Here is a 22842-nt window from a genome sequence, read left to right as displayed (position 1 = left end):
CTCTGTAGACTTCTCGGAGTTTAATAGTTGCATTGCTTAATCCCTCCAATGTATTTTGAACAATCATTTACATATTTATGGTTAATAAGAACAAGAATTCTAAATTTTTTGGTATGATATTGTTATGAAGAATTGTTAGATACTGAAATGTTGATCTAAAGGAGGTATAGATATGTGGATATTATTAGGCGTTATTGCTATAGTAGCAACTTTTATAAATCTTTATATGTATAAAGCAGGAAAGGATTATAAGCTTGCTATGGCGATGGGATTATCATTTACAGCATTAACACTTTGTGCAGAATACAGTCTTGTATCGATGTGGGTAGAAGTGGAAGATTGGGCAGCTTTAATGGATGTAGTACCTGGTATGGAAAGGGCATTATGGTTCTTGACAATCGTTTCTATCTTACTAAATATAGCACCTATACTTTTAGAGCTAAAGGTAAGAAATAAAAGAAACAGAAGTTAAACAGACAGGTGAAAAATCTATGTTGGTATTATCTTTAATTTGATTGGTCTTATTGGATTTATCACTTTAATAATATAAGCATTATAACAGTTGAAGTAACAGGCTAACTGCAACTAAAGAGTGCTTTCCTTGAATATGGAATTGCTCTTCTTGTTTAACTATAGCCACAGTAAAGTCTAAGTAGAAATCGACTGATTTTTAAATTGCATTAACTTTGAATATAAACAAAGAAAAAACAATAGTACCTCATATAAAATATGAACGCTACAAGTCAAAGGTAGTAATTTTTCTATTCTATATGAGCTTTCATTGGATTGGTCTATATTTTTAGCGATTTTATCATTGATTTTTACAATATTATCTTCTTTAAAATTTTATCAATTATGGAATGATTTAAAGAAACTTAAAATAGGTGAAATACTTGAAAAAGAATTGGTGGATGAAAGCAGAAAAAAGATTGGGGTTCTAATTACTCTATTAGCAATTGCTTCAATTTTGAACTTAATAGTAGTCTGGTAAGATCTTTTTGATTTATTTTATTCGCTTTCGATATTAAACAAACTGGGGCGCTACTTTAATAAGGTGAATGCAACCTTGTTTCACTAACTGGCCGTTATATGTAAAATGTTATATTTTTCGGCAGCCTTAGTTTTTTTAAACAAAAATGAAATAATTTAGTTTGTTACGCTAACGGGTGGATAGATAACAAGGGATCGCTAAATACGACGATCCTCTTTTTGGCATTTTATGTTAAAATAGATAGATGAACAGTTCTACTTAAATTAACGTAGCAGGATTACTTAATAAAAAATAAGAAGCATATTTAAGATGTTTCAACTTGTTAGGAGGTGTTTATCTAAATGTTGCAAAGGTTTCTTACTTTAATACCTATAATAAGTGGGGTTACGATTACAATTATAGGTATGGCGTTAATTGCTACACTTACCTTAAAACAGCCACCTTTTTTAACAAACATCCTCGCAGGTATATATGCTTTTATTGTATGTTTAATATTCGGAAAGATAGCAAAAAAGGTTTATTATAGTTTTTAATTATTACTGAACGCTACATCAACAAGCGGGTACTATTTTGGAACAAGCTACAGTTAATGTCGCGGTTGCAATTGCTTATTGAACTAACACACCAGGTTGGTTCATCAGTTGTATCTATTTTATTGTAGAATTATTAGAGAGGGTTGATTAAAGTCGAAGAAGTAAGTAATAAATCAGGAAAATATGTTAATGGATATAGAAGGTTTAAATTAGTGTTTCATTCAATTATTTTGATTTTTGGATTATGTTTAATGGCAGCTTCAATTACAGGTTTTAATGAGATGGAAAGGTCATCACTTTATTTAATATTAGGTATATTGTTTATTATTGAAAGTATATTCGGATTATATAAAAATCGTAAACAGAAATTGCAACATTAAATTCAAATACCCAATAGCCATTCTTCGGCTATTGGGTATTTGAAGAAGGAGTTATCGCTTCGACAACTCCTATATTCTTATTCAAGTAAAGCATCAGGTTAGATGAAGATGCGATTTTAAAAGAGGGGGGTAGTTCTACTGTGCAAAGGTGCGAGAAATGCTTAACCAAATTTAAATGGAGCGAAATTATCAAATCCCCAATCGGAAATAATCAACGTATGAATTGCAAGGAATGTGATACAGAACATTTTATAGAAACTTCTTCAAAGGTTATCGTGTTTTTGATGATGCTAGCTATAATTACATTAACGCTATTTTTAATAGAAGGGTTTTTATATACATCATTTGTTTATTATTTATTGGCAGTTTTAATATCAGTAGGTATTCCTTCATTTTTATTTCCCTTCATTGCTAAATTTAAATCCAAATACCATACTAATTATAAATCGGATTACTAAAAAATAGCTCTATTCAAAAATCGAATCAAATTGGCGATAATTAATGTTGCATTAGAATAAGCATCTAAGCCTGCTATATCGGTATGGTTTAGGAGGAAGGTAATAAACGAATGGGGGATATTAATGTACACAACAGAAGACCTAATTAATGACTTTGAAAGCTTTAACCTCTACGTAAGTTCATTGAAGGCAATTAAAGAGAGTCTTTTCTTTGAACCAATTGCAGAAGGTAAATGGTCTATAGCGGAGATTTTTAGTCATCTATCATTTTGGGATAGGTACATTCGTGAAGAAACGTTACCACAAATGAAAACTAATGCAGTCATTGAAAGTATTGATTTTGAAACATTAAATAAGCAAGCAACAAAATACGCATTATCTGGTGTATCACAACAGCACTTACTTCAACAAAAACTGGAAGAAAGAACTCGGCTTGCATCTGAGCTTAGAAAAAAGGATGAGGAGGAGTTTTTTGCAAAGTTCACACTGAATGGAGAAGAGATCGATAAGTATTCAGGTTATCCGCATACCATTTTTAATTATATAGCAGGATTTCAATGGCATGACAATCACCATAAACAGCAAATTGATGCGTTTTTGAAAGGAAAAGGAGTTAAGGTTTCATAATAACATGTAGCTTCTATTATGACGCTATTGGCAACAAAATATTTAGAAGAAAAGTGGTGATGAGCTTGGCTAAAGAAATTACTTTTAATAAAAAAGTTGCTGTAAATATTTTTGTTTTTTCATTATTTGCCGGAGCAGCTATAGCAGCAATCTACTATTTGTTTGTAAAATAGATTAGTAAATTAAAAGTTGTTAAATAAGCGGCTGCTTTAGTGGAACAAGGAGCTATTGATGTCGCAGCTCCTATTGCTTGTTGTGCTAACTGGTAGGTTAGTAGAAGAACAAAATTTAAGTGAAAATTATAGAATATTGAGGAGATGTTTTTTTGGAGAAAAAATATAATTTAGGCTCATTCTTTTTATGCTTATTTCTTTTGGCACTTTCCTTATATTCTTTATATGTATCTATTAACCAAATTTGGTCAATAGCGCCACCTGTTTCTGTTCTATGGTTAATGACTGTTTGCACTTTTATTTTAGGAATTGTTGGTTTCAAAGACAAAACGAGTAAGAGAGCGAAAGTTAGGAGTTGGCTGACGGTGTTAATTTCATTCTCTCTTTCAGCATTTCTCTTATTGGGAATTGCGGTGACTACAATTATGAGGGAACCAATTGAAACAACACAATCACCCGATTCTAAATATACAATCGACTTTTACACAGTAAATGGAGGAGCCGCCAGCTCTATATCAGTACTGGGAGTAATAGATGGTCCTCTGTGGTTTAAAAAGAATATTTATAAACATAATAATATGCACCAGGTTAACATTGAATGGAATAGTAACTATATAGTGACCATTAACAATCTTACTTTAAATTTATATAAGGGTGAAATTTTCCCTAAATAAACTAAGATTATTTGAACTGGGTGGTATTAGCAAAAGAAGTAGTTGCAGCTTCGATAGCTCCTATTCTTTTATTCAAGTAGAGAGGAGGTATAAAAAGTGGACTTATTACTTTGGATAACTATTGGTTTCATTATAACTGGATTTGTTGTTCTCGTTTCTATGAAAAAAAGTATGAAGGTTAAGCTCGCTTTTATAACAGCTAATTTAGAAGGAGAGGAAAGTTCAAGAAAAACTAGATCCATAGTTTGGTGGATATGGAGTACCGTAGCTTGGGGAATAGTGAGTATCATTCTTATTGTTTGGTGGTTTCATAATCACTTTGGATAACTGTTGATCTAAAATGTACTTAAATAACCGGGTTAGCAATAGTTCAATAACGCTATTGGAAAGCTAAAAATTTAAAGAATACGAGGTGAAATGGACATGGATGCTATGGTGATTTTTGCAGCAGGATAGTGATAGAAGAATTCTTGGAATGGGGAGGAAAATGACAGGAGTATGGTTCTATAAGGATTACAAAAATAATGAGGAATTAAGAAAAATTTTTAATGAACTTGCTACTTTAATTTTTGGTTTAAACTTTGAAAGTTGGTATAAAAAGGGTTATTGGAATAACCGTTATATCCCCTTTTCTTATGCTGAAGGAGATAAAGTGATAGCAAATGTTTCAGTTAACCTATTGGACTTCGTTAATGTTTTGGACTTTTACCCTAAATTTGGTTTTCAATCAGTTAATGAGTATCAGTTTTCTATGGTATATTCACCAATTCAAACTGACACAACAGGTATTCGTAAACTTGATAGTAGCAATATTGACGACCTTAACTTTATTTATAAAACTGCCTTCGAAAGAGTGCATGTTTCGAATCTGTTTGGAACACAAAACACTCACGGGCTTCTAATGTTCTATTGTATATACGTGTTTGCAAATGATATTTACTACATAGAAGATGAAGATGCAATAGTAATTTTTAAGGCTGAAGGCAAGCAAATAGATATATTTGATATTGTTAGTAAAAAAGAAGTCAGCATTGACAATATTCTTTCAAAGATTACTAATAGCGATATTAATAAAATTGCTTTTCACTATACACCTAATTATAAAGGGATTGATACACAAAGTGATATTTTTGATGGTGATGATGTATTATTCGTGAAATCGAGTGGTAGTAACCATTTTCCATTACAAGTTAAACTTCCTATTACTTCCCAAGCATAAAATCCAACTTTGTTAAGTTTTCCACTTAAACAAACAGGTACGATTATGGAACAAGCTGTAGCTGCCATTGTTAAACGAACGTGGCAGGTTAGTGGGAGAAGGAGTATTCAGTTTTTATCCAAATAAATAGTATTAAATGTTATGATTAAGCAAGAATTTCTGAGAAACTTAATTATATTTTTGGGGGAATATCGTTGAAAATGCTTAGACTTATTTTATCCATTATTGTTGTTGCTTTATCAAGTTATGGTTTGTTAACTGGCATACCTGGGGTAATAATACCTTATGCATTGTTCTTCTTAGGGATTATGCTTTTAATTACAGGGGTTATTGAATTTCAAAAACGAAATGCAAATGCCATTAATTCTTTCCTTGTAGCCGGATTTAGCCTTTTTGTTTCAATTTATATTTTATTAAGCTAACAGGTGCAATTGTGGAACAAGCTGTCGCTGCCATTTTTGAACTAACTATGCAGGTTAGTTTAGGGAAATATAATAGTTTGAAATAGTAAAGGAGCAAGGTAAATGGAAAATAAAACATGTGCTAATTGTGGAAGCGTAAACTTTACGGAAGCAACAGATTATATGCCTATAAAGCCAAATAAAATGTCACTTAAAGGAACTAATAAAATTTATACATTTTGCTTAAATTGTGGAGAGGTTCATTCTATTCGTATTGAAGATACAACTATTTTTAAAAAGTGATGGAATTGTTGCTTTTCAACAAAGGGGGAAGAAATTGAAAAAGGACTTGGAAAAGAGACTTGTATATTTATTTACTGGAGAATTTTTTGCAATAATTGTATTTAATTTTGTATTCTTTTATCATGCTTTGAATCCAAACAAAAGTTATTCTATATTATATGTATTCTTTATATTAAATTTCATCTTACTACAAGGTGGTTTTTACTGGTTTGTAAAGTGGAGAAGTTTGAAGTCTAAAAGAATGATTTTTCCTAACCTTCACAAAATTTTAGACGTACTAAAAAAGATAAACCTTATTCTCATATGTATAGCACCTATTATTCTATTATTTGATATTTTTGTGTTAGAAAGGGTAGAGTTTTCGCGATTTATATTAACTATGTTTATCTATGTATTTGCTATTGTAGAGTATATAAACTATTTCCACGTACAATTGACAAATTATAAAAATGGAAGAGGAATGAAGTCTTCCATTGCCAAGTAACTTAGCAAATTTAGAAAAAGGCTGATAGTGAGTTAGTTAAACCAAACAGGTGCTTATGTTGAACAAGATCAACTAATAATATAAAGTCATTGCTGCACAGTAGACACATACTGCGCAACAACGGATTTCTCCTAAGAGAAAATACTTTAAAGGTATCCTATATAAGATACCTTCTTTAAATAATTGGTTCTAAAACACCAACATAAAAGAGCACTCGTCTTAACTGTAAGAAATTTAGTTCGTTTGGTAGATGCGCAGATTTATTAAAAAAGACAATAGGAAACAAGACCAGCAAAAAAGTGAATTACTAGAAAAATAAAAGGGGTTATCTAATTAGTTTTGTCTTGACATTTTACCGAAGGTCTAAATATTCTTTTGCAATTTTAAAACTTTTATTGTACTTTACCACAAAAAAACACCCCAGAAGTTAGATTCTTAAATCTAACTTCCGGGGTGCAGTACTTTTGAGGGCTTTTTGAATAAAAGATTAGTCTAATAAACCAAAAAAATCCTTATGCTTCTGCTATTAAATTTCTTTTGCTTCTGCTAGTGAATCTACAAAAACACCCTCAAACGAACTGACTTTTGCCAACTTATGCATTTGACCTTTGGAAATTACGGAAGATGGATTTATCATTACAATATTCTTAAAGCCATTTGACATATATAGCTTAAAACACGCTTCTAAAATAGGTAACATATCTTTTTTGGAAGCTGCAAGGTCCGTAGAATCAACTATTAATTTATAAGATGAAGGTACAATACCCTTCACATTTTCATTATAATCTGCAAGAAATGACTCGCCTTCTTCTTCTTTAAAAAAGCCGCCTACTGTAACGATTAGTTCTTTTCTCGTACTATTTTTTTCTACTTTAAACATAATTGTTCCTCCTTAAAATTGATATAAAATCGAAGCCATACTGTAGCCAACTGCAACAGAACAGAATACCACTTTATCTCCCTTTTTTATTTTACCGTTATCTAATGCATGCTCTAAAGCGAATATCGGACTAGTAACACCTGTATAGCCATATTCTTCACCTACAAATGTGTACTTATCTAACCCGATTTCTAATTTAGCTAGTGTTTCCTCAATTTCTGGTCTTGAAAATTGAGAGAAAATCCAATGGTCAATCTCTGAAAGATTCATTTGGTGATTATCCAACATCTGAACAATCATTCTTTTCCAATCATCTGAGAAAAAGCTAACGTCATGTGGGATGAATTTTAGTCTCTTATCATCAGTTGGGATGTCTTCATTAAATATATTTGAAAAACCTACAGCAGGGTAAAGTACAACATCAGATAGTATTGAATTAGTAAAGTAATTAGATGCCAAAATACCATCATTATCTCTCGTTTTTTCTAGTAAAAGTGAAGCGGCACCATCTGCAAAATTGGGATAGGTTATGGTGTCGTCTTTTCTAGAGATATTACTAATATTTACACTACTAATAATAAGTGCTTTCTGAAGTGATTCATTTGCTTTTAGATACGTACTTACTTGATCCAAAGCAGATAACATTCCAATGCAATTCGCATTCAAATCATAAACAATATGCGCATTCTTTGTTCCTAATTTATTATGAAGAAAAAGTGCATTACTAGGATAAGTATATTCTGGGGTATCTGAAACAAAAACAACCATATCAATATCATCAGCGGCAGTATTCGTACTTTTCATAACCTTATCGGCCACATTAATAGCCATAGTAATCGTACTTTCTTTTTTGGGATTTACTAAATATCTGTTTCCCCTTCCTAAATGATTCATCAAACCCTCAACTTCTAACCCTAATTTTTCAAAATGTTCTATAAAAAAATCATTATTAAAAGCCTCTTCTGGATGTACTGTACTAACTCCACTGATTTTTACATTAGGCAACATTTTATATTTCCTTTCCAACAAAAAAACCGCCATACAAGGGCGGATTTGTGTTCATTCCCTTTTTTGGTAACCTGGCAATCCTAGTAATCATTCATTACCGTAGACCCATGGCTTTGCGTCCTTACTTTTCAATAAGTTTGCTAGTATCGAAAGTTCATTTTTAATATATAGGTATCTTACACTATTAAAATTTAAAAGTCTATACATATTTTTTCTGGTTTTTCAAAGTTTCAATAGGTTTTAAGACCTATGTCTATAGCGTAACTGTCCGCAAGGTTCCTTGTATAAGTCGTTGGCTGCATAAAACCTATCCTATCCGATTTAACCAATTAATTAGAAGGTAAATTAGTTGAAGATTAGCGTCGAGGAAATCTCTTTAATCACAAAGAATAGCCCACATCCTAGGTATGGGCTATTTAATGTTTGCTTAATAGAGTGCAAGGAATGGACTACAATGGTCCTTTTTCATTTTAGTAGAAAAAATTACATAGTCAACACAGTTAGAAATACTATTCATAGGTCCTTCTAATTATGACTTCATTTCCTTTTAAAAAACCTCTTGTTATTACTATTTTTAACTTTTAATCCCAAGTAGGAAAGTGCATCTTTTACTGTAGCCATTGTTGGTATAGCGGATAAGTCTAGATTGAGGTTTGTGGCTATCATTGCTAATTCAGGTCGTAAACCAGTGATAATGGATTGAACCCCAAGTATAGATAAAACGTTGTTTATTCTAAAAAGATAATCTGCTACAACATGATCAAGACTATAAATACCTGAGAAATCAATAATTATACAGCTTATATTTTGATTCTGCACTTTCACTGGTATAATCTCTAAAAGCTGTCTTGCTCTTTGGTCATCAAAATTTCCGACTAAAGGAAGAACTGCTAATTCGCTACCCAGAGGAACAAGAGTTGCGGATAATTCATTTATATGTGTCATCATCTGTATTAGTTTCTGTTCTGCTTTTTTCCGTTCTGTTATATCTCTTACATATGTCTGAATGGCTTTTTGATCCCCGACTAATAAAGGGTGACAATATAGTTCAACATCAACTGTCGTTCCGTCCATTCTAAATATAGTTTCTTCAATAACATCGGCCGGATGTTCGTAGGCAGATTGTATTCTTTTCCTAATAGCGGTCTTAGAAGTTTCTTTAAAAATATCCAAAGGGCTAGACTCTATAACTTCAACTTTCTTTGCTCCAAAAAATTCTTCAGCTGCCTGATTTATATACATGATTCTATAATCAGTATGGATGATGAGTGGATCCAAAGAGTATTCCATAACATCAAGGTAATCGATTTTTGATATTTTGTCACTCATGATATTCACTCCAAATTTAATAATCTATTTATTATATCAAAGTTCATATACTAATGATATTAGATAGCTTTCATCCAAATTTAACCGTTATTATATTGCAAAGCAATTTTACTAGGGTGTTGAATATATTTATTAAATTTGGATATCTTAATCATATTGAAGGTGAGGTGAATCATTATGACATCAAAACGTCACGTATTATTTAATCTAACCATAATATTAATTCCATGGATATCCTTAATGTTTATAGGTAAGCGTAATGTAAAGCGCTATTCTATAGCGAGTATTATTATAGGTACTTATGAAATTATAAATCATATTTATGGACACCAACGCAAGTGGTGGAAGTTTTATGATAAACCGAAATCATTTATAAGAGATGAACTTCCTTTCGATATTGGTCCTTATATACCGCTTTCTATGTGGATACTTAAGATTTCGTATGGAAACTTTAAAAAGTTTGTATTACTTAATGCTTTTGTTAATGGAATCTTTGCGTTTATCTTCATGCCCCTTTTTAAAAAACTAAAAATTGTTCGTTTATATCGATTAAACTATTTTCAATTCTATATATATATACACTATAAAGCGTATCTATTGTATGGAGTGCAATATTTGTTTGATAAGGGACATGTTTTAAACCGATGGAACAAGATGGGCTGATTTAGCATCAATATCTATACTCTTCGCAACGTTTACTTCTTGTTTATACTGAATCATCTGTGTCCCTTCGATTCATAGAAACAGAGAAGAAATTCAACTAGAGTATCTTTAAAATCCGATATGAAAATTATTTCTATTAATAATAAAAAGGTTCAAATATATTCAACTAAAGTAGCCATCAGCAATATGACATCAGTTCACTCAACCTTTTTCTCCATTTTAAATCTTGCTGTTAGAAAAGATTTCATTTCCAATCTAACGATATATGTTTTAGGACATGAGTTTAGTTATGAGGGTTTTGTTACAGATAAACAAGAAGTAGATGAACTTTATAAATATGATTTATCTTTAATAATTGATGTGGAAGTAAAAAGAAAACTACAACGTTCATTCTCCATCCTTTATTAAATCAAAATGTTGTACATGATGAAATCTTTGTTAAAGAAGATGTATCAATATATTTAAAAAATCAACATGGTATGTAACCCATTTTACCCATTCAAGTGATAGGGATATCTGGGTGCATTTAATAGAGTGGAACTGACAGTTAAATACAATATGCGGATTGGAAAGGACAACGCTTCAATTCAGGTTGCCTTTTCCATATATAGTTTAATCTAATTTCATTTCATACTATCCATTAACTTGACTATGAAGGGAAACCACTACCCAATTAACAAAGTCATTTGTCGGCAGTACAACCATACTATAAAGAAATACGGAAACGAATACGTTTATTAAGTAATCGTCTCTTCTTCGTATTTGACTAAATACTGCGTAGCAAATATTTTTAATTTTTAAATGAATTTGTGAGAAAACAGTACAAATAAGCTGATCGTCTTTCTTATTTACTAATACTTTGTAACAAAAATCTTCACAATGATAAGATAAAAAAGTTATTGTGTATCCCTATAACTATATCTGACTTGGGAAAGGATAGTAATACGATTAGTCGGAGGAATGGTTTAATGTACATTTTAATTAATGTTTTCTACTTAATAGCAGGATATATATGGGGAGATTTGAAAAACTGGAAGAAGTATTATTCTACCATCTTATTCCTCATTATTGGATATTTTCTATATAATTTTCTACTTTATAATAAGTCCATGTGGCTTTTTCATGATTTAATATTACCTAATCATACTCTGATTACAATCTTAGCTATGGTTGTTTCTTACTCTGCGACAGTGTTAATTTATCTGGGAAGTTTTCCTGAAGGATGGCAAAAACGTTTCCTATGGTTTTTATTATGGGTTGGACTATATATGACAATAGAATTCATAAACAGTAAATTAGGGTTTATCACATATCATAATGGTTGGAATTTGTGGTGGTCTTTCTTATTTACAGGTATTATTTTCTTCATTTTACCTATACACCACAAACGACCTCTCCTAGCTTGGTTAATATCAATTGTATTTATAATCTCTTTATTGGGTATTTTTGATGTAAAAATAAGTGATATGAAATAGAGTAGACTAATCTTTGGAAGAAGATTAGTTGAAGATGATAAATCTAGAATACTCTATCATAAAAATACAGAATAAAGATAACTTCTAGTGTAAACATAAAAAGAGCAATTTTTATGAAGGTATTTCTATGCCAGTAAACCCGAAGATTACGCGAACTAGGCACATAATGGATTACATATCAATAGAAAATAATGATATTGCGAATGTTTGTATATTTTATAGCAGATGATAAAAAGCCAAGGGAATTATAGTAAATTTATTATGAAGAACTTGATGTTTATATTAGTAGCATAACAGGGGCTTTGAGATATGAACGAGCCACAATACCAGTCGGATACACTTCTGAAGCTGCTAATAAAGAAGTACCGAAGCAAAGCCGACATAGTCATGGGGTGTGTAATTTGTGGATACTAATATTTATTGCATTTATCTTTTTTAACATAATTGCATATTTTGTTCCCAAAAAGCTAAGTAAAATAGAAATCTATGCGACATGTTTTTTTGCTTATGCATATGGTATAACTACTGATATGATATTTGATTTGCATCTTCATCTTTATGGTTATTTTCAGAAGGGATTTCAATGGCTGGGACTTCTCGGTATCATTTTATACTTTCCAGCAATAAGCTTTTTGTTTCTAAATCATTATCCTTCCGAAAAAAAGGTAACGCAAAAATGGTTTTACATTTTCCTTTGGTCTTTGTTCGCAGTTATCTTTGAATGGCTCTCTGTAAAAGCGGGATATTTTTATTATAATGGGTGGAAACTTTGGTACTCTGGAGCGCTATATCCACCTATATTTTTAAGTCTTGTGATAAATCATAAATTGGTTAAAGGACTGTTAAAAAAGTTCCAGAACTCTTTTTAAACTTTCGAGATTGATGAAGAAGAAAATACAAAATAGCTACAGAGCATTTGCTGCGAAGTACAAGGATACTAACTATAGACAACCATTATGAGACGATTACCCCAAAAGTAATCGTCTATTTCTTATTCAAAGGATAAAATCAAAGACAGACGAGGGGCAATACTCACTCAGTTGGTATTTTTGCTAAAAGAATAGGTAATCCTTAGTTACTAATAAGAACTAAGGAGAGTTGATTTATGAATCTAGGTGAGCAAATATTATCAGATTTAGTGGCTTCTTTAAAAGGTTTGTATCCTAATATTGAAGTGGAAAGTACAAAGAATAAATTATCTACTGTTCTATCAGAGTATTATATTCAAAGAGTTGAGTTAGGTGAGGTACATCCTGACCTTGAGGATAAAATACAAGTGTTCATCTCGGCAAAAAAATTAGAAGGTTTAAGTTCTATTACCCTAGACAACTACCTCATGGAATTAAGTATGTTTGCTGATATCGTAAAAAAGAAGGCTGAAGACATAGCTACAGCAGATGTTCGAATGTATTTAAGTCAAGATGGGACTTTAAAAATGAGCACAATTAGAAAGAAATTATCTGTTTTAAAGAGTTTTTTTAGTTGGTTAGCTTCAGAAGAATATATTAAGCGTGATCCAACCACCAAACTAAAAGCTCCTAAAGATGAATACAGACTTCCAAAATCATTATCAATCGAAGAATTAGAAATGTTAAGAGAATCCTGCGATACAGTCAGGCAACGTGTCTTTCTAGAAATATTGTATGCAACGGGTTGTAGATTGTCTGAAGTTCATGGATTAGATAAAGCTGATATCAATCAACAAAATATGAGTACATTAGTTATTGGTAAAGGTGATAAACAAAGGGAAGTCTATTTTTCGATTAGAGCAATGTATCATTTAGGTAAATATATAACAGGCAGGAATGACAATTGTGAAGCCTTGATGGTTACAGAGAGAAAACCTTATAGAAGATTGTCTAAACGAGGCATACAAAGAGAAATAGATATAATGGCTCAAAATGCAGGTTTACAAGACAAAGTAAGTCCCCATGTTTTAAGACACACTTTTGCTACTTTAACCTTAAATAATGGTGCTGAATTAGTTGCAATTCAAGAACTCTTAGGACATAGTTCACCAGATACTACACTTAGATATGCAAAGATTACCCATGAGCGAAAACGAGAGCAGCATAAAAAGTATTTGATTCAATAAGTTACTGTCCATTAGACTAAATACTGCGCAACAATTAACTTCAATTTCAGGCCAATAAAGATTATGTATAAGTTGAGAATAAGTCCTCTTGCTAAACAAGACTTGTTATGAAGTTTATGTATCGTCGATCTATCGAATTTGTCTTCTTCTCCTTTCCTATCGCAAGGTCTTACTTTCTAGTTATGCACGCCTGATAAGAGAGAGAAAGGTCATATGTTGTTTCCTACGGGGAAGACATTTGTCTTTCCCGTAGGAGGTAATTGAATTGCAAGGTTCATTTTTGAGTTTTGATTAATTACGGTAAACCTTAACACCAGTGAGTATCATGTTAATTTAAACGATCTTGCAAAAATTTTTTTATTAAGTAAACACTTTTTTCTAATTCTTCTTCTAATGGAAAATGCCCGGTATTCAATAAATGCACTTCGCAGTCATTAAGATCGTTTTGAAAAGCTAATGCTCCTTTAGGTCCGAAAAATATGTCGTTTTTGCCCCATATAACAAGTGTCGGAGGCTGGTAGGCTCTAAAGAAATCATGCCAATTGGGATACTGTTTAAGATTGTTTCTGTAGTCGTATTGCAAAGTAAGTTGTATTTCATCATTCCCTGGACGATCCAAAACCAATTGGTCCATATTCCATGCGTCAGGACTAATTAGTTCAGAGTTACGAGTTCCCTTCGTATATTGATATTTTGTAAAGTCCGCAGATAAAAGAAATTTTATCTTATTTTTATTTTCTTCGTTAGGGTTTTCCCAATAACTACGAACAGGATCCCAAGCAGACAATAAACCCTCCTCATAAGCATTCCCGTTTTGAGTTATGATGGCTTGAATGCGTTCAGGGTGTTTGGATGCCAATCTAAATCCTACTGGAGCCCCATAATCATGAACATAGATACTAAATTTTTCTAAGTTTAATTCCTGTACAAATTCATTGATCAGAAGAGCAAAATTATCAAATGTATAATCAAATTCCTCTATTTTTGGTTGATCACTATTCCCGAACCCTGGATAATCTGGTGCCACAATATGAAACTGATCCATTAGCTCTGTTATTAAGTTTCGATACATATGAGAAGAGGAAGGAAAACCGTGAAGTAACAGAATTGTTGGATTCTCCTTATTACCAGCTTCGCGATAAAAGATATTAACGTCCTTAACACTTATTGTTTTGTATTTCACTAGCATATTATCACCTCATCTAATTATAATTGATAACCAAATGCAATTTTAACAGTTACAATTATTGCGAGGTGAGCAAGTTATGGATAAATCAATATTTACATTAGGTGGAACTGCGTGGATAAACCTTGTTAATACAACCAATATCTCTAATAACAAAGAGGTTGACATTTTGTCTGATAAATCAAGTACTCTTCAATGGATAAAGGAAAATAATCTTTTACGACAGTCTGATGCCATCGATTTAGAGAATAAAGAATTAATTAATTCATTAATCATCGAGCTTCATTCACTCCGTAAACTTTGCAACATCATTTTGTTTGATATAGAACAAAAAGGTGAGGTTTCTCTAAATGCAACCAATCAATTAAAAAAAATTGTTGAGAAGTTGAAAGTTAACATAACAATTAATTCAGAGAATAACATCTTAGTAATGGTATCTGAAGGAGAAACAGTTGAGGATCAGGTATTGTACAATATTATCGGTTCTATCATTCACACTTTGGAAAATACCTCTATTGACCGCATTCGAAATTGTGAGCATGAAGAATGCATACTCTATTTCGTCGATACATCAAAATCAGGAAAGAGACGCTGGTGCAGCATGGAGTTGTGCGGAAATCGCAAAAAGGCGGCCGAATTTTATGCGAAGAAAAAGAAAAAGTAAGCCTATTTACAATTTTTATAGAAACCATTTTTGATACTGCAAGGTGGATTCATTAAGATAGAGACAAGACAAATTTATTAGAAATACTAAAAGGACTAAGCCTATTATAATGCACGATTTCCACAGCAGCTATCGATGCACAGTACAACCATACTGTAAAAAATACAGAGACGATTACGTTTATTAAGTGATCGTCTCTTTTTCGTATTAGACGTAATACTACGCAGCAACGAGTTTTCTTAATAGAAAATACTTTAAAGGTACCCTATATCAGATATAAGGTACCTTCTTTATATAATTGATTCTAAAATCTAAACTTTGAGATCCATTTCCCCACTTATGGTTCTTTGATCTTGGTAGCTGGATTAGCCGTTATGTGCACTACTTCATGTAACCATCGGAAAAATGACTGAATAAAACGAACACGGTGAGCAAGACTTGATGGTTTTAATGCTTCGCTGGATGAAGCTAATATTCTTTAATTCTTTGAGTTGAAATGAATTGAGGGTTGATATCTTGGAAGTGACGGACTAAGAGGTTCGATTGTAATCGGTAAGCATTTAATGTGTGGGGTGAAAATCCTTCAATTCGTTTTTCATTTTTGAATGTTTTCCAAGCTTTAGTTCATTGCATAGCTTGATTCCTCCAAATATATTTAGAATGTCATAGAGAAATTATCTCCATACTTCAAAATAACAGGAACAATAAACCTCTAATTTATGGTAAAATTTTGGTATGAAGAACTGTTTTTTTGTGAAATGTTGATCTTAAACTAACGCAGCAGGAATGTTCAATAAGGCTCAACATTTTTATGGTAAAATGTAACAATAAAATATTTGGTGTATTGGTGGTGATTATTATTATAGATATAATTATTATAATTGCTATGATTTTAGCAATTATTGGTTCTATTGCAGCTTGGATTAACACAAATACAATTCTCAAAGACGTATCGGAGATAAAAAAAGAATTAGGAATTAAGGAATATAAAATAAAGCATTTCATACATGACGATGATAAAAATGAAGGGGAATAAGTTCATACTCAACTAAACCAGCAAGTAGATGCACCAGTGCTTATTGTGTTAACGGGTGCGATTGTTTAACAAGGTATTCGCTTACCTTCTTTAAGAAAGGAAGCGATAACATGAAAGAGGTGAAAACTAAATGGGAGTTGATTGTTTGAAGTATTTTATTGGTATTGTACCTATGGATGAATACAAGTCCAAAGTGTCAGCGTTTCGCAGTAAATGGGAGAATAACAATATAGACGAAGTAGTTGAACCTCATATAACATTAAAAGCACAGGGTGGATTAACACAAGATTTAAAGTGGTTAAGTAAAGTGAAAAAGGTGTGTTCTGAAACTAATTCATTCCACCTAAAACTCGAAAAGCCAATGTTTTTTGGAGAGGATATACTTTATTTAAGTGCATCATCAAACAACCTTCTTGAATTACATAGCAAAATAGTTAATGCGGTTGCACCTTCACAAGAACTAATAGAAAAATATTTTGAATTAGATAATTTTGTTCCACATATGACATTAGGAAAAACAAATTATGGATTATCAAAGCAAGAACTAAAAGATATGGCAAAGTCAGTAGAAGAGGAAATTATACCTTATCCTAAATTGAATGTAAATTTTGTAAGAGTTTATCAAGAAATGGAACCAAATAAGTATATAAAATATGTAGATATTCCTTTTGGAGAGTAAGAGTTGTTAAGCTAACGGGTGCGTTTCTTCAAGAAAAATGATGAATCAGTTAATCGAATTTGTTTTACTGTATGTAACATATGTGGGGGTAAAAAAGTGGAAGCAATCAATTTTTATACCATTATTCCTGGGATATTAATAAGTATTATTATGATTATTTACATGAAAAAAGATGCGAAGGGTGAAAACGTTGATGGTAAATATGGACAAAATTATTTTAATTTATCTTATAAAAGTAGAATAAAGAAAAGCTTGATAGCGTATCCAGTACTAATTTTGGTTCTCATCGTTGTCTCTTTCTTCTTAGAAGTAGGTCTTTCTCTAAAAATAACGTCTCTGTTAATTGTGCTGATAGCCTTTTTAGTTGAATTTATCTATAACTATAAAATGTGGAAGAAACACGAAAAGTGAATATAATTAGGACTTCATTGTTATTGCGTTAACGGGTAGCTTTAGTACAACATGGAAAAGGTATTTTTTAATCAATTAATAAAGCGGGTTAGTGGAACAAGTAGTTAAACCCTTCGCTATGAAGTCTCGTAAAAATAAAATCAAAGGTGGTGATGTGGGAATGTTTCGAAATCTTTCAGCATTATTCTTACTATTATTTTTTCTAACAGCTTGCAACTCAGAAACTTTTACTTTTTTTGGAGAAACAGAAATTTGGTCTGCTGAATTGAAGGTAAATCAACCCGATGATGAGTACGAAGAACAAAAATTCGAACTTCGCTATAAGGGCAACGATATCGATTCTGTTGGTGAAATTAAATATATGATTGAGACAAATGCGGGTAGCTTTGGTTCAAGTGGCGTTACATTACAAGACAATGGTGTTTTAAAGGGGGGATCAAACAACTCACCTCTTGGTGGCACAAAAGTAACAGAAGAATCAAAGGTAGAAGTGACCGTAGAATGGAATGGCAATGCTGAAACTATTATGTTAAGTAATAACTAGATATTAAACTAACGGGTGCGTTAGTGGAACAAGGCGTTGTTGATGTAGCAGCTCCTATTACTTGTTGAGCTAACTGGCAGGTTAATTTAAGAAGACGGTGGTAAGGAGAGAGCGAATGATAGGTAACATAAAAAGCAGAGCAATTAGTAAAAGTAAAATTACGGTTATTTCGGCTTTATTACTATTGTCGGTTTTTCTATTTGTTTATTTTTTCATTTATAATGCCTCAACTACATATTACGGAACAATAGAAATTAGGAAATTAAATGAAGATGATAATCAATATGTAGTTGTTTTAGAAGGAGGCTTTGGAGTTAAAAAGTCCAACTTTACCAAATACAATACCTTTAACATAATTGAAAATGAAGAATCAAGGGTTGGCAACATTAATGAAATTTGGAATGAGTTATCAGAAAATGAGTCATATTTTGTACTATTAAAGGCTTATAATAATCGAAATATATTTGAATTGGAAAGCATCTATATCGATTGAATTATGTAATTATAGGAAAAAATCTTAGATTTTATTTTGCACTAACGGGTGCTTTAGTTGAATAAAAAAAATTAAATATTACTATAAAACTGCTCAGAAAAACGGTGGTGACCCCACAAAGTTAGAGTTTTAATTATGCAGCTGTTTGGCTGGCTTTCTAAAACAGCAGTCGAGTTTAATAAAGAACTGGTTTTTTTAAGTAAAACGGATTAGTGGGAGGAAATTTATTGTGAAGAAATTATTATTGACAGTACTTTTGGCTTTTTGTAGTGTTACTCTAGTTGCTTGTCAATCTCAGTATGAAGGGATAGCATTATTAAATAATGTATCTAATGTATCAATTTCTAAATCTAATGGTTATGGAGGGTTAAGTGAAAACTATTTCCTTTTGATTAACCAAGAAGAAACCTTATCAGGTTTTGAGGAAGTTCTAAAAAGTGTGAAAGGAAAAAGTCAAAATGTAGATACGACTAACGAAAAACCAGACTACGACATATTGATTCGTTATGAAAACGGTGATACTCAAGGATTACATCTCCTGCTTGGAAATCTAGAGGAAGAAAGCCTAATAATGTATATCGGTCACGAAAAAAATGGCTATATTGTTTCTCCTAAAGATACAAATGAATTAAGAATGGTATTAGATATTCAATAAAACCCCATTAAACAAACGGGTGCTTTACTTTAATATGACGAACGCACCCTTGTTCCACTAATGGGCAGGTTAGTTTAGGAAGAATTTAAAATAACGTTGCGGAATTAAGATCATATTCAAAAGGGTTATTTTCTAAACAACATTTAGAAAATAACCCTTTTTATTGCTTTGAAGACAAATGTAAACATTATATAAGTAAAGAAATAAGTGTATTTTTTATAAGTTTACTTTACTTTTATAAAATTATAGTTTACCATGTAATTGTAGTTAAAAAAGGAAGGTGTTGACCTTGAAGAAAAAATTTGAGGATTGTATTGAAAATAAAGTGTATGAACATAGGGTTTTAAAAAGAATGACGCAAAAAGATTTGGCCGATGCTGTCGGTGTCTCGAAGCAAACTATATTTGTTATGGAGAAAAATAATTATTCTCCTTCTCTTGTTTTAGCTTTTCGAATAGCTGATTTCTTTAACGTAGATGTTAACGATATTTTTACTTATATGAAAGGAAGTGATCAAGATGTGGAAATCTAGCACAGAAATATCAAATTCAATCTTTTATCCTTTAAAAACTTGGGCGGAACAATCACCAGGTAATTGGAATATGCTTCTTGGCAGCGGTTTTGTATTGCTTTTAGTCGGATTGATTCTGTTATACGTTTATCGAAAAAAAATAGGTAAAGCTGACGAAAGAACAAATCAAATATATTTAAAAAGTGCTTACATTATGTTATTTGTAGTAGTTTTGTGCGACATAATTTTCCCGAAAGAATATATGTGGCAGATTTTCTTTTTACTTAAATATTCCTTTGCATTCATTGCTTCAGGAGTATATCTGGGTGTTTTATATAAAAAAGATTTTTTTAACTAAGAACTAAACAGGGGGATCAGATGTTTATAGCATAATCATCTAAACACAAAAACTATTAATTATTGTGCTAGCTGAGATTTATCCTTAATAAGGGAAATGTAGCAACTTGACAGCTCAACAAACGAAAAAAAGGAGTTGTCGATTAGATAGCTCCTATATTCTTATTCAACTTTTACAATAGTTTAAAAGGAAAACTCTCTTATAGTGAATTTACTTATATTCAATCAAATTTAAGGAGATAATTCTATGCTGGATTTAGATAAAACAAGAGAGAAATCATTGTTAGATGAATCAGATGCTAAAAGCTTTATGAAGATGACAGCTGCTTATTTGGAAATGCCAGAAGATGAAGAAAGTAACTTTACAAGCGATAAATGTGTACTTCACTAATAAAGCTATTAAATAACATACCTGAACCAGGGATCCTTAAAAAGAAATATATAAGAAGAATTAACAAAAGAATTAATAGAAGAATTGTGAAACATTACACCTAAAGTAACGGGTGCGATTGCTTAATAAGATATTCGCCTTCCCATCTTCAAGTAAAGTAAGCTTGAAGAAAAATGCAATGATACCAATTAATTATCGAATGAGGTGGACAAAATTATATCAAGAAAAATCATTTCGGCATCTGTCTCTGGCTCTTTATTTGCAATTTTGTTGGGATTAATCGTACCTAATCTTTTTGGTGAAGCCGTCACTTCAGTGCCAGATTACTTATTTTCCTTTGTAGAAACAACACCTGTTTATTTGATGTACAGTTTTCCAGCTATTTTAATTTACGGAGTGTTAACCTCTATTATAAGTGATAAAATTGGTCAATTTGTTTCAATAAAAATGGGAAAAGGTAATCCTGAAATAATTATGTCGGGTATTTTACACGTTGTTTTTGGTCTTGTATTGCTATTTTATAGTTTAGGTGCTTCGATATTGTTTTTTATTACTGATAGGTTTCTGCAAAAGAACAATAAAGATTATAAGTTAGTACAAGCAATCAAGAGTTTAGCAATTCCATTATCAGTCTGGCTAATTTTTATGGGTATTGTTTATATAGAACAACTTTTAAACGTCAATTAACAAGTATTGAGAAACCTTAATACGATTTTCATAATTCTTCTTTTTCCACATTAATTTATAACCGAGCCTTTTATAAAGTCTTAAAGATTGTGAGAGGTTACGATTGTTCAACAAGACCAATGCTTCTTGTACTAACTTGGCAGGTTAGTTCAACAAATAATAAATGTATTAGGAGAAGTCGGATGCTTAAATTAGTATGTTTTGGGGACAGTATTATGGCTAGAAAAGAAGGATTGGATACGCCTATGCTAACAACAAAGTTAGGTGAGCGATTGGACAGTTTTGAATTTATTAATGCTGGTGTATCTGGAAATAACACTATCGATGCTATTTCCAGAATTAAGAATGATGTGATTAAACATAAACCTGATTTAGTGACAGTTTTGTTTGGTGCAAATGATGCAGCATTTCATAAAATGGTGGATTTGGAAACTTATAAAAGTAACATTTATAAAATCACTCAAATGATTAAACCTGAAAGAACAATTTTATTATCACCTGCCCCAGTTGATGAAAAGGTTCAATTTGCTAGAACCAATGAAATCTTATTCGATTATGCTTCGGCAGTAAAACAAGTAGCAGTTGATACTGGAAGTTATTTCATCGATTTTTATTCAAAAATGATTGCCTTGGATGACTATCCCCAAATACTTAAAGGGATAAGAAACGATGGACTTCATTTTGGAGACAAGGGGTATGATTTTCTTGTTAGCTTATTAGTAGAGAAAATTAGAGATGTAGGTTATTAAGCTAACGGGTGCAAATATTGAATAAGGAGTTGTCGATGCTGCAGCACCTATTGTGCTAAAGAAGCAGTTTAGTGAGAAAGTTACATTAAAAAAATGAAGGAATAGAGGAGTTCTCAAATGATGAAAAAGATTAACATTTGGTCATTTATCTTATCAATAATTTGTCTTTTATTATTTTTTATCGTTTGTTTTTCAGGTCCAATAGATTATTCCATAATGGGAACTCACCCTTTAAATCTGGTCTTATATATTACATTGATGACATTTGTTTTAGGTGTATTAGGCTTTTCGGGTATTCGAGATTGGAAAGGGATGGCGAGAAGCATAACTACTGTAATTCTTACATTGGGATTATCTGTGTTTTTAACTTTCGTTGTATTTTTTGGAAACTTGTTAAGCTAACGGGTGCTTTCGTTTAATAAGGAATTGCACTTCTTGTTCAACTATAGGGCAGTTAAGTTGAACAAAGATTGATGAAATATGAATATATATTACGATTTGTCTGTGGTGTGGTTGAAATAGATAGTAGGATATTAGAAGTATATGTGGGATGGGAAGATAAACTAGATAATGATGCATGGTATTTTAGTAATTCGTTCGAATCAATTACTAACGGAATGTCTCCCGAATAAGCGTCCCAAATAAGCAAAAATACTGAAGCAATTGGCTTTGCCCCTAGTTTATAAAAAGTTGTATAAATAATGTTCATAGAAAAACCATGAATATTGATTTAACAACATTCATGGCTGTTTAATGTGTCCCAAAACTTTGACTTTGGAACGTTTT

Annotated in this window: 31 protein-coding genes and 1 riboswitch; of the genes, 27 read left to right on the top strand and 4 right to left on the bottom strand. The window is 31.6% G+C overall.

Annotated elements, in window-relative coordinates; translation table 11 throughout:
* Nucleotides 1–172: 172 nt before the first annotated feature.
* From D2K60_RS12400 to D2K60_RS12355, 9 genes are all read left to right on the top strand, one after another.
* A complete protein-coding gene (locus tag D2K60_RS12400; protein ID WP_117170282.1) occupies nt 173–472 on the top strand; it encodes a hypothetical protein in 300 nt (99 codons plus the stop codon).
* A 1303-nt stretch (nt 473–1775) separates the two neighbouring features.
* Nucleotides 1776–1904, top strand: a complete 129-nt coding sequence (locus D2K60_RS21150) for a hypothetical protein (RefSeq protein WP_275896251.1) — start codon at nt 1776–1778, stop codon at nt 1902–1904.
* A gap of 140 nt (nt 1905–2044) precedes the next feature.
* Nucleotides 2045–2362 (top strand): TIGR04104 family putative zinc finger protein, encoded by a 318-nt coding sequence (locus D2K60_RS21350; RefSeq protein ID WP_162880779.1) that lies wholly within the window; start codon nt 2045–2047, stop codon nt 2360–2362.
* Nucleotides 2363–2485: 123 nt separating this feature from the next.
* Nucleotides 2486–2989, top strand: coding sequence for a DinB family protein (locus tag D2K60_RS12380; protein ID WP_117170278.1), 504 nt, complete (start codon nt 2486–2488; stop codon nt 2987–2989).
* Between the two features lie 325 nt (nt 2990–3314).
* On the top strand, nt 3315–3836 hold the full coding sequence (locus D2K60_RS20980) for a DUF5412 family protein (RefSeq protein WP_240335316.1): 522 nt from the start codon (nt 3315–3317) through the stop codon (nt 3834–3836).
* A 96-nt stretch (nt 3837–3932) separates the two neighbouring features.
* A complete protein-coding gene (locus D2K60_RS12370) occupies nt 3933–4163 on the top strand; it encodes a hypothetical protein (RefSeq protein WP_117170277.1) in 231 nt (76 codons plus the stop codon).
* 115 nt (nt 4164–4278) lie between these two features.
* Complete coding sequence (locus tag D2K60_RS12365; protein WP_240335315.1) at nt 4279–5055, top strand: GNAT family N-acetyltransferase; 777 nt, start codon at nt 4279–4281, stop codon at nt 5053–5055.
* A gap of 200 nt (nt 5056–5255) precedes the next feature.
* Entirely contained in the window at nt 5256–5477 is a 222-nt protein-coding gene (locus tag D2K60_RS12360; RefSeq protein ID WP_240335340.1) for a DUF3953 domain-containing protein, read from the top strand.
* 102 nt (nt 5478–5579) lie between these two features.
* Nucleotides 5580–5759 (top strand): hypothetical protein, encoded by a 180-nt coding sequence (locus tag D2K60_RS12355; protein ID WP_117170274.1) that lies wholly within the window; start codon nt 5580–5582, stop codon nt 5757–5759.
* A gap of 1010 nt (nt 5760–6769) precedes the next feature.
* Here the strand turns inward: D2K60_RS12355 and D2K60_RS12345 are convergent.
* From D2K60_RS12345 to D2K60_RS12335, 3 genes are all read right to left on the bottom strand, one after another.
* Nucleotides 6770–7123, bottom strand: a complete 354-nt coding sequence (locus D2K60_RS12345; protein ID WP_117170272.1) for a hypothetical protein — start codon at nt 7121–7123, stop codon at nt 6770–6772.
* A 12-nt stretch (nt 7124–7135) separates the two neighbouring features.
* Nucleotides 7136–8149, bottom strand: coding sequence for a ketoacyl-ACP synthase III (locus tag D2K60_RS12340; protein WP_162880778.1), 1014 nt, complete (start codon nt 8147–8149; stop codon nt 7136–7138).
* Between the two features lie 44 nt (nt 8150–8193).
* Nucleotides 8194–8283, bottom strand: a riboswitch (cyclic di-GMP riboswitch).
* A gap of 385 nt (nt 8284–8668) precedes the next feature.
* Nucleotides 8669–9460: a PAS domain S-box protein gene (locus D2K60_RS12335; RefSeq protein WP_117170270.1), complete on the bottom strand. Its 792-nt coding sequence runs from the start codon at nt 9458–9460 to the stop codon at nt 8669–8671.
* A gap of 849 nt (nt 9461–10309) precedes the next feature.
* Between D2K60_RS12335 and D2K60_RS12325 the strand changes: the two genes are divergently transcribed.
* The 4 genes from D2K60_RS12325 to D2K60_RS12310 all read left to right on the top strand — a co-directional run bounded on the left by D2K60_RS12325 (nt 10310) and on the right by D2K60_RS12310 (nt 13693).
* Nucleotides 10310–10531, top strand: coding sequence for a hypothetical protein (locus D2K60_RS12325; protein ID WP_162880777.1), 222 nt, complete (start codon nt 10310–10312; stop codon nt 10529–10531).
* 560 nt (nt 10532–11091) lie between these two features.
* Nucleotides 11092–11598: a CBO0543 family protein gene (locus D2K60_RS12320; protein ID WP_117170267.1), complete on the top strand. Its 507-nt coding sequence runs from the start codon at nt 11092–11094 to the stop codon at nt 11596–11598.
* Nucleotides 11599–11990: 392 nt separating this feature from the next.
* Nucleotides 11991–12467 carry a CBO0543 family protein gene (locus D2K60_RS21345; protein ID WP_420818829.1) on the top strand — a complete coding sequence of 159 codons (477 nt, stop codon included), beginning with the start codon at nt 11991–11993 and terminating at the stop codon, nt 12465–12467.
* A gap of 236 nt (nt 12468–12703) precedes the next feature.
* Nucleotides 12704–13693 (top strand): tyrosine-type recombinase/integrase, encoded by a 990-nt coding sequence (locus tag D2K60_RS12310; RefSeq protein WP_117170265.1) that lies wholly within the window; start codon nt 12704–12706, stop codon nt 13691–13693.
* 328 nt (nt 13694–14021) lie between these two features.
* Here the strand turns inward: D2K60_RS12310 and D2K60_RS12305 are convergent, their stop codons facing one another.
* Complete coding sequence (locus D2K60_RS12305) at nt 14022–14882, bottom strand: alpha/beta fold hydrolase (protein WP_117170264.1); 861 nt, start codon at nt 14880–14882, stop codon at nt 14022–14024.
* A 76-nt stretch (nt 14883–14958) separates the two neighbouring features.
* Here D2K60_RS12305 and D2K60_RS12300 point away from each other — a divergent pair, with 76 nt between their 5' ends.
* The 14 genes from D2K60_RS12300 to D2K60_RS20705 all read left to right on the top strand — a co-directional run bounded on the left by D2K60_RS12300 (nt 14959) and on the right by D2K60_RS20705 (nt 22688).
* Entirely contained in the window at nt 14959–15543 is a 585-nt protein-coding gene (locus tag D2K60_RS12300; RefSeq protein ID WP_117170263.1) for a CGNR zinc finger domain-containing protein, read from the top strand.
* Between the two features lie 850 nt (nt 15544–16393).
* Nucleotides 16394–16579: a hypothetical protein gene (locus D2K60_RS12290; protein ID WP_117170262.1), complete on the top strand. Its 186-nt coding sequence runs from the start codon at nt 16394–16396 to the stop codon at nt 16577–16579.
* 145 nt (nt 16580–16724) lie between these two features.
* Nucleotides 16725–17258 carry a 2'-5' RNA ligase family protein gene (locus D2K60_RS12285; RefSeq protein WP_205418608.1) on the top strand — a complete coding sequence of 178 codons (534 nt, stop codon included), beginning with the start codon at nt 16725–16727 and terminating at the stop codon, nt 17256–17258.
* A 96-nt stretch (nt 17259–17354) separates the two neighbouring features.
* The gene (locus tag D2K60_RS12280) at nt 17355–17669 is read left to right on the top strand and encodes a hypothetical protein (protein WP_117170260.1); all 315 of its coding nucleotides are present in this window, start codon (nt 17355–17357) and stop codon (nt 17667–17669) included.
* 160 nt (nt 17670–17829) lie between these two features.
* Complete coding sequence (locus D2K60_RS12275) at nt 17830–18213, top strand: hypothetical protein (RefSeq protein WP_117170259.1); 384 nt, start codon at nt 17830–17832, stop codon at nt 18211–18213.
* Nucleotides 18214–18328: 115 nt separating this feature from the next.
* Complete coding sequence (locus D2K60_RS12270) at nt 18329–18706, top strand: hypothetical protein (protein WP_117170258.1); 378 nt, start codon at nt 18329–18331, stop codon at nt 18704–18706.
* A gap of 229 nt (nt 18707–18935) precedes the next feature.
* On the top strand, nt 18936–19361 hold the full coding sequence (locus D2K60_RS12265; protein WP_117170257.1) for a hypothetical protein: 426 nt from the start codon (nt 18936–18938) through the stop codon (nt 19359–19361).
* A 289-nt stretch (nt 19362–19650) separates the two neighbouring features.
* Entirely contained in the window at nt 19651–19893 is a 243-nt protein-coding gene (locus D2K60_RS12260) for a helix-turn-helix transcriptional regulator (protein WP_117170256.1), read from the top strand.
* Nucleotides 19880–20230, top strand: a complete 351-nt coding sequence (locus D2K60_RS12255) for a DUF2178 domain-containing protein (RefSeq protein WP_117170255.1) — start codon at nt 19880–19882, stop codon at nt 20228–20230. Before D2K60_RS12260 ends, D2K60_RS12255 begins: the two co-directional genes overlap by 14 nt.
* Nucleotides 20231–20476: 246 nt before the next feature.
* The gene (locus tag D2K60_RS20710; protein ID WP_162880720.1) at nt 20477–20620 is read left to right on the top strand and encodes a hypothetical protein; all 144 of its coding nucleotides are present in this window, start codon (nt 20477–20479) and stop codon (nt 20618–20620) included.
* Nucleotides 20621–20824: 204 nt separating this feature from the next.
* Nucleotides 20825–21307 (top strand): hypothetical protein, encoded by a 483-nt coding sequence (locus D2K60_RS12250; RefSeq protein WP_240335314.1) that lies wholly within the window; start codon nt 20825–20827, stop codon nt 21305–21307.
* Nucleotides 21308–21489: 182 nt separating this feature from the next.
* Nucleotides 21490–22056, top strand: a complete 567-nt coding sequence (locus D2K60_RS12245; protein ID WP_117170254.1) for a GDSL-type esterase/lipase family protein — start codon at nt 21490–21492, stop codon at nt 22054–22056.
* Nucleotides 22057–22173: 117 nt separating this feature from the next.
* Nucleotides 22174–22458, top strand: a complete 285-nt coding sequence (locus D2K60_RS12240) for a hypothetical protein (RefSeq protein WP_117170253.1) — start codon at nt 22174–22176, stop codon at nt 22456–22458.
* A gap of 71 nt (nt 22459–22529) precedes the next feature.
* Nucleotides 22530–22688 (top strand): hypothetical protein, encoded by a 159-nt coding sequence (locus D2K60_RS20705; protein ID WP_162880776.1) that lies wholly within the window; start codon nt 22530–22532, stop codon nt 22686–22688.
* Nucleotides 22689–22842 lie beyond the last annotated feature (154 nt).

It is taken from the genome of Paraliobacillus sediminis (assembly GCF_003426055.1).
This window is presented reverse-complemented; position numbering and strand designations above follow the sequence as displayed.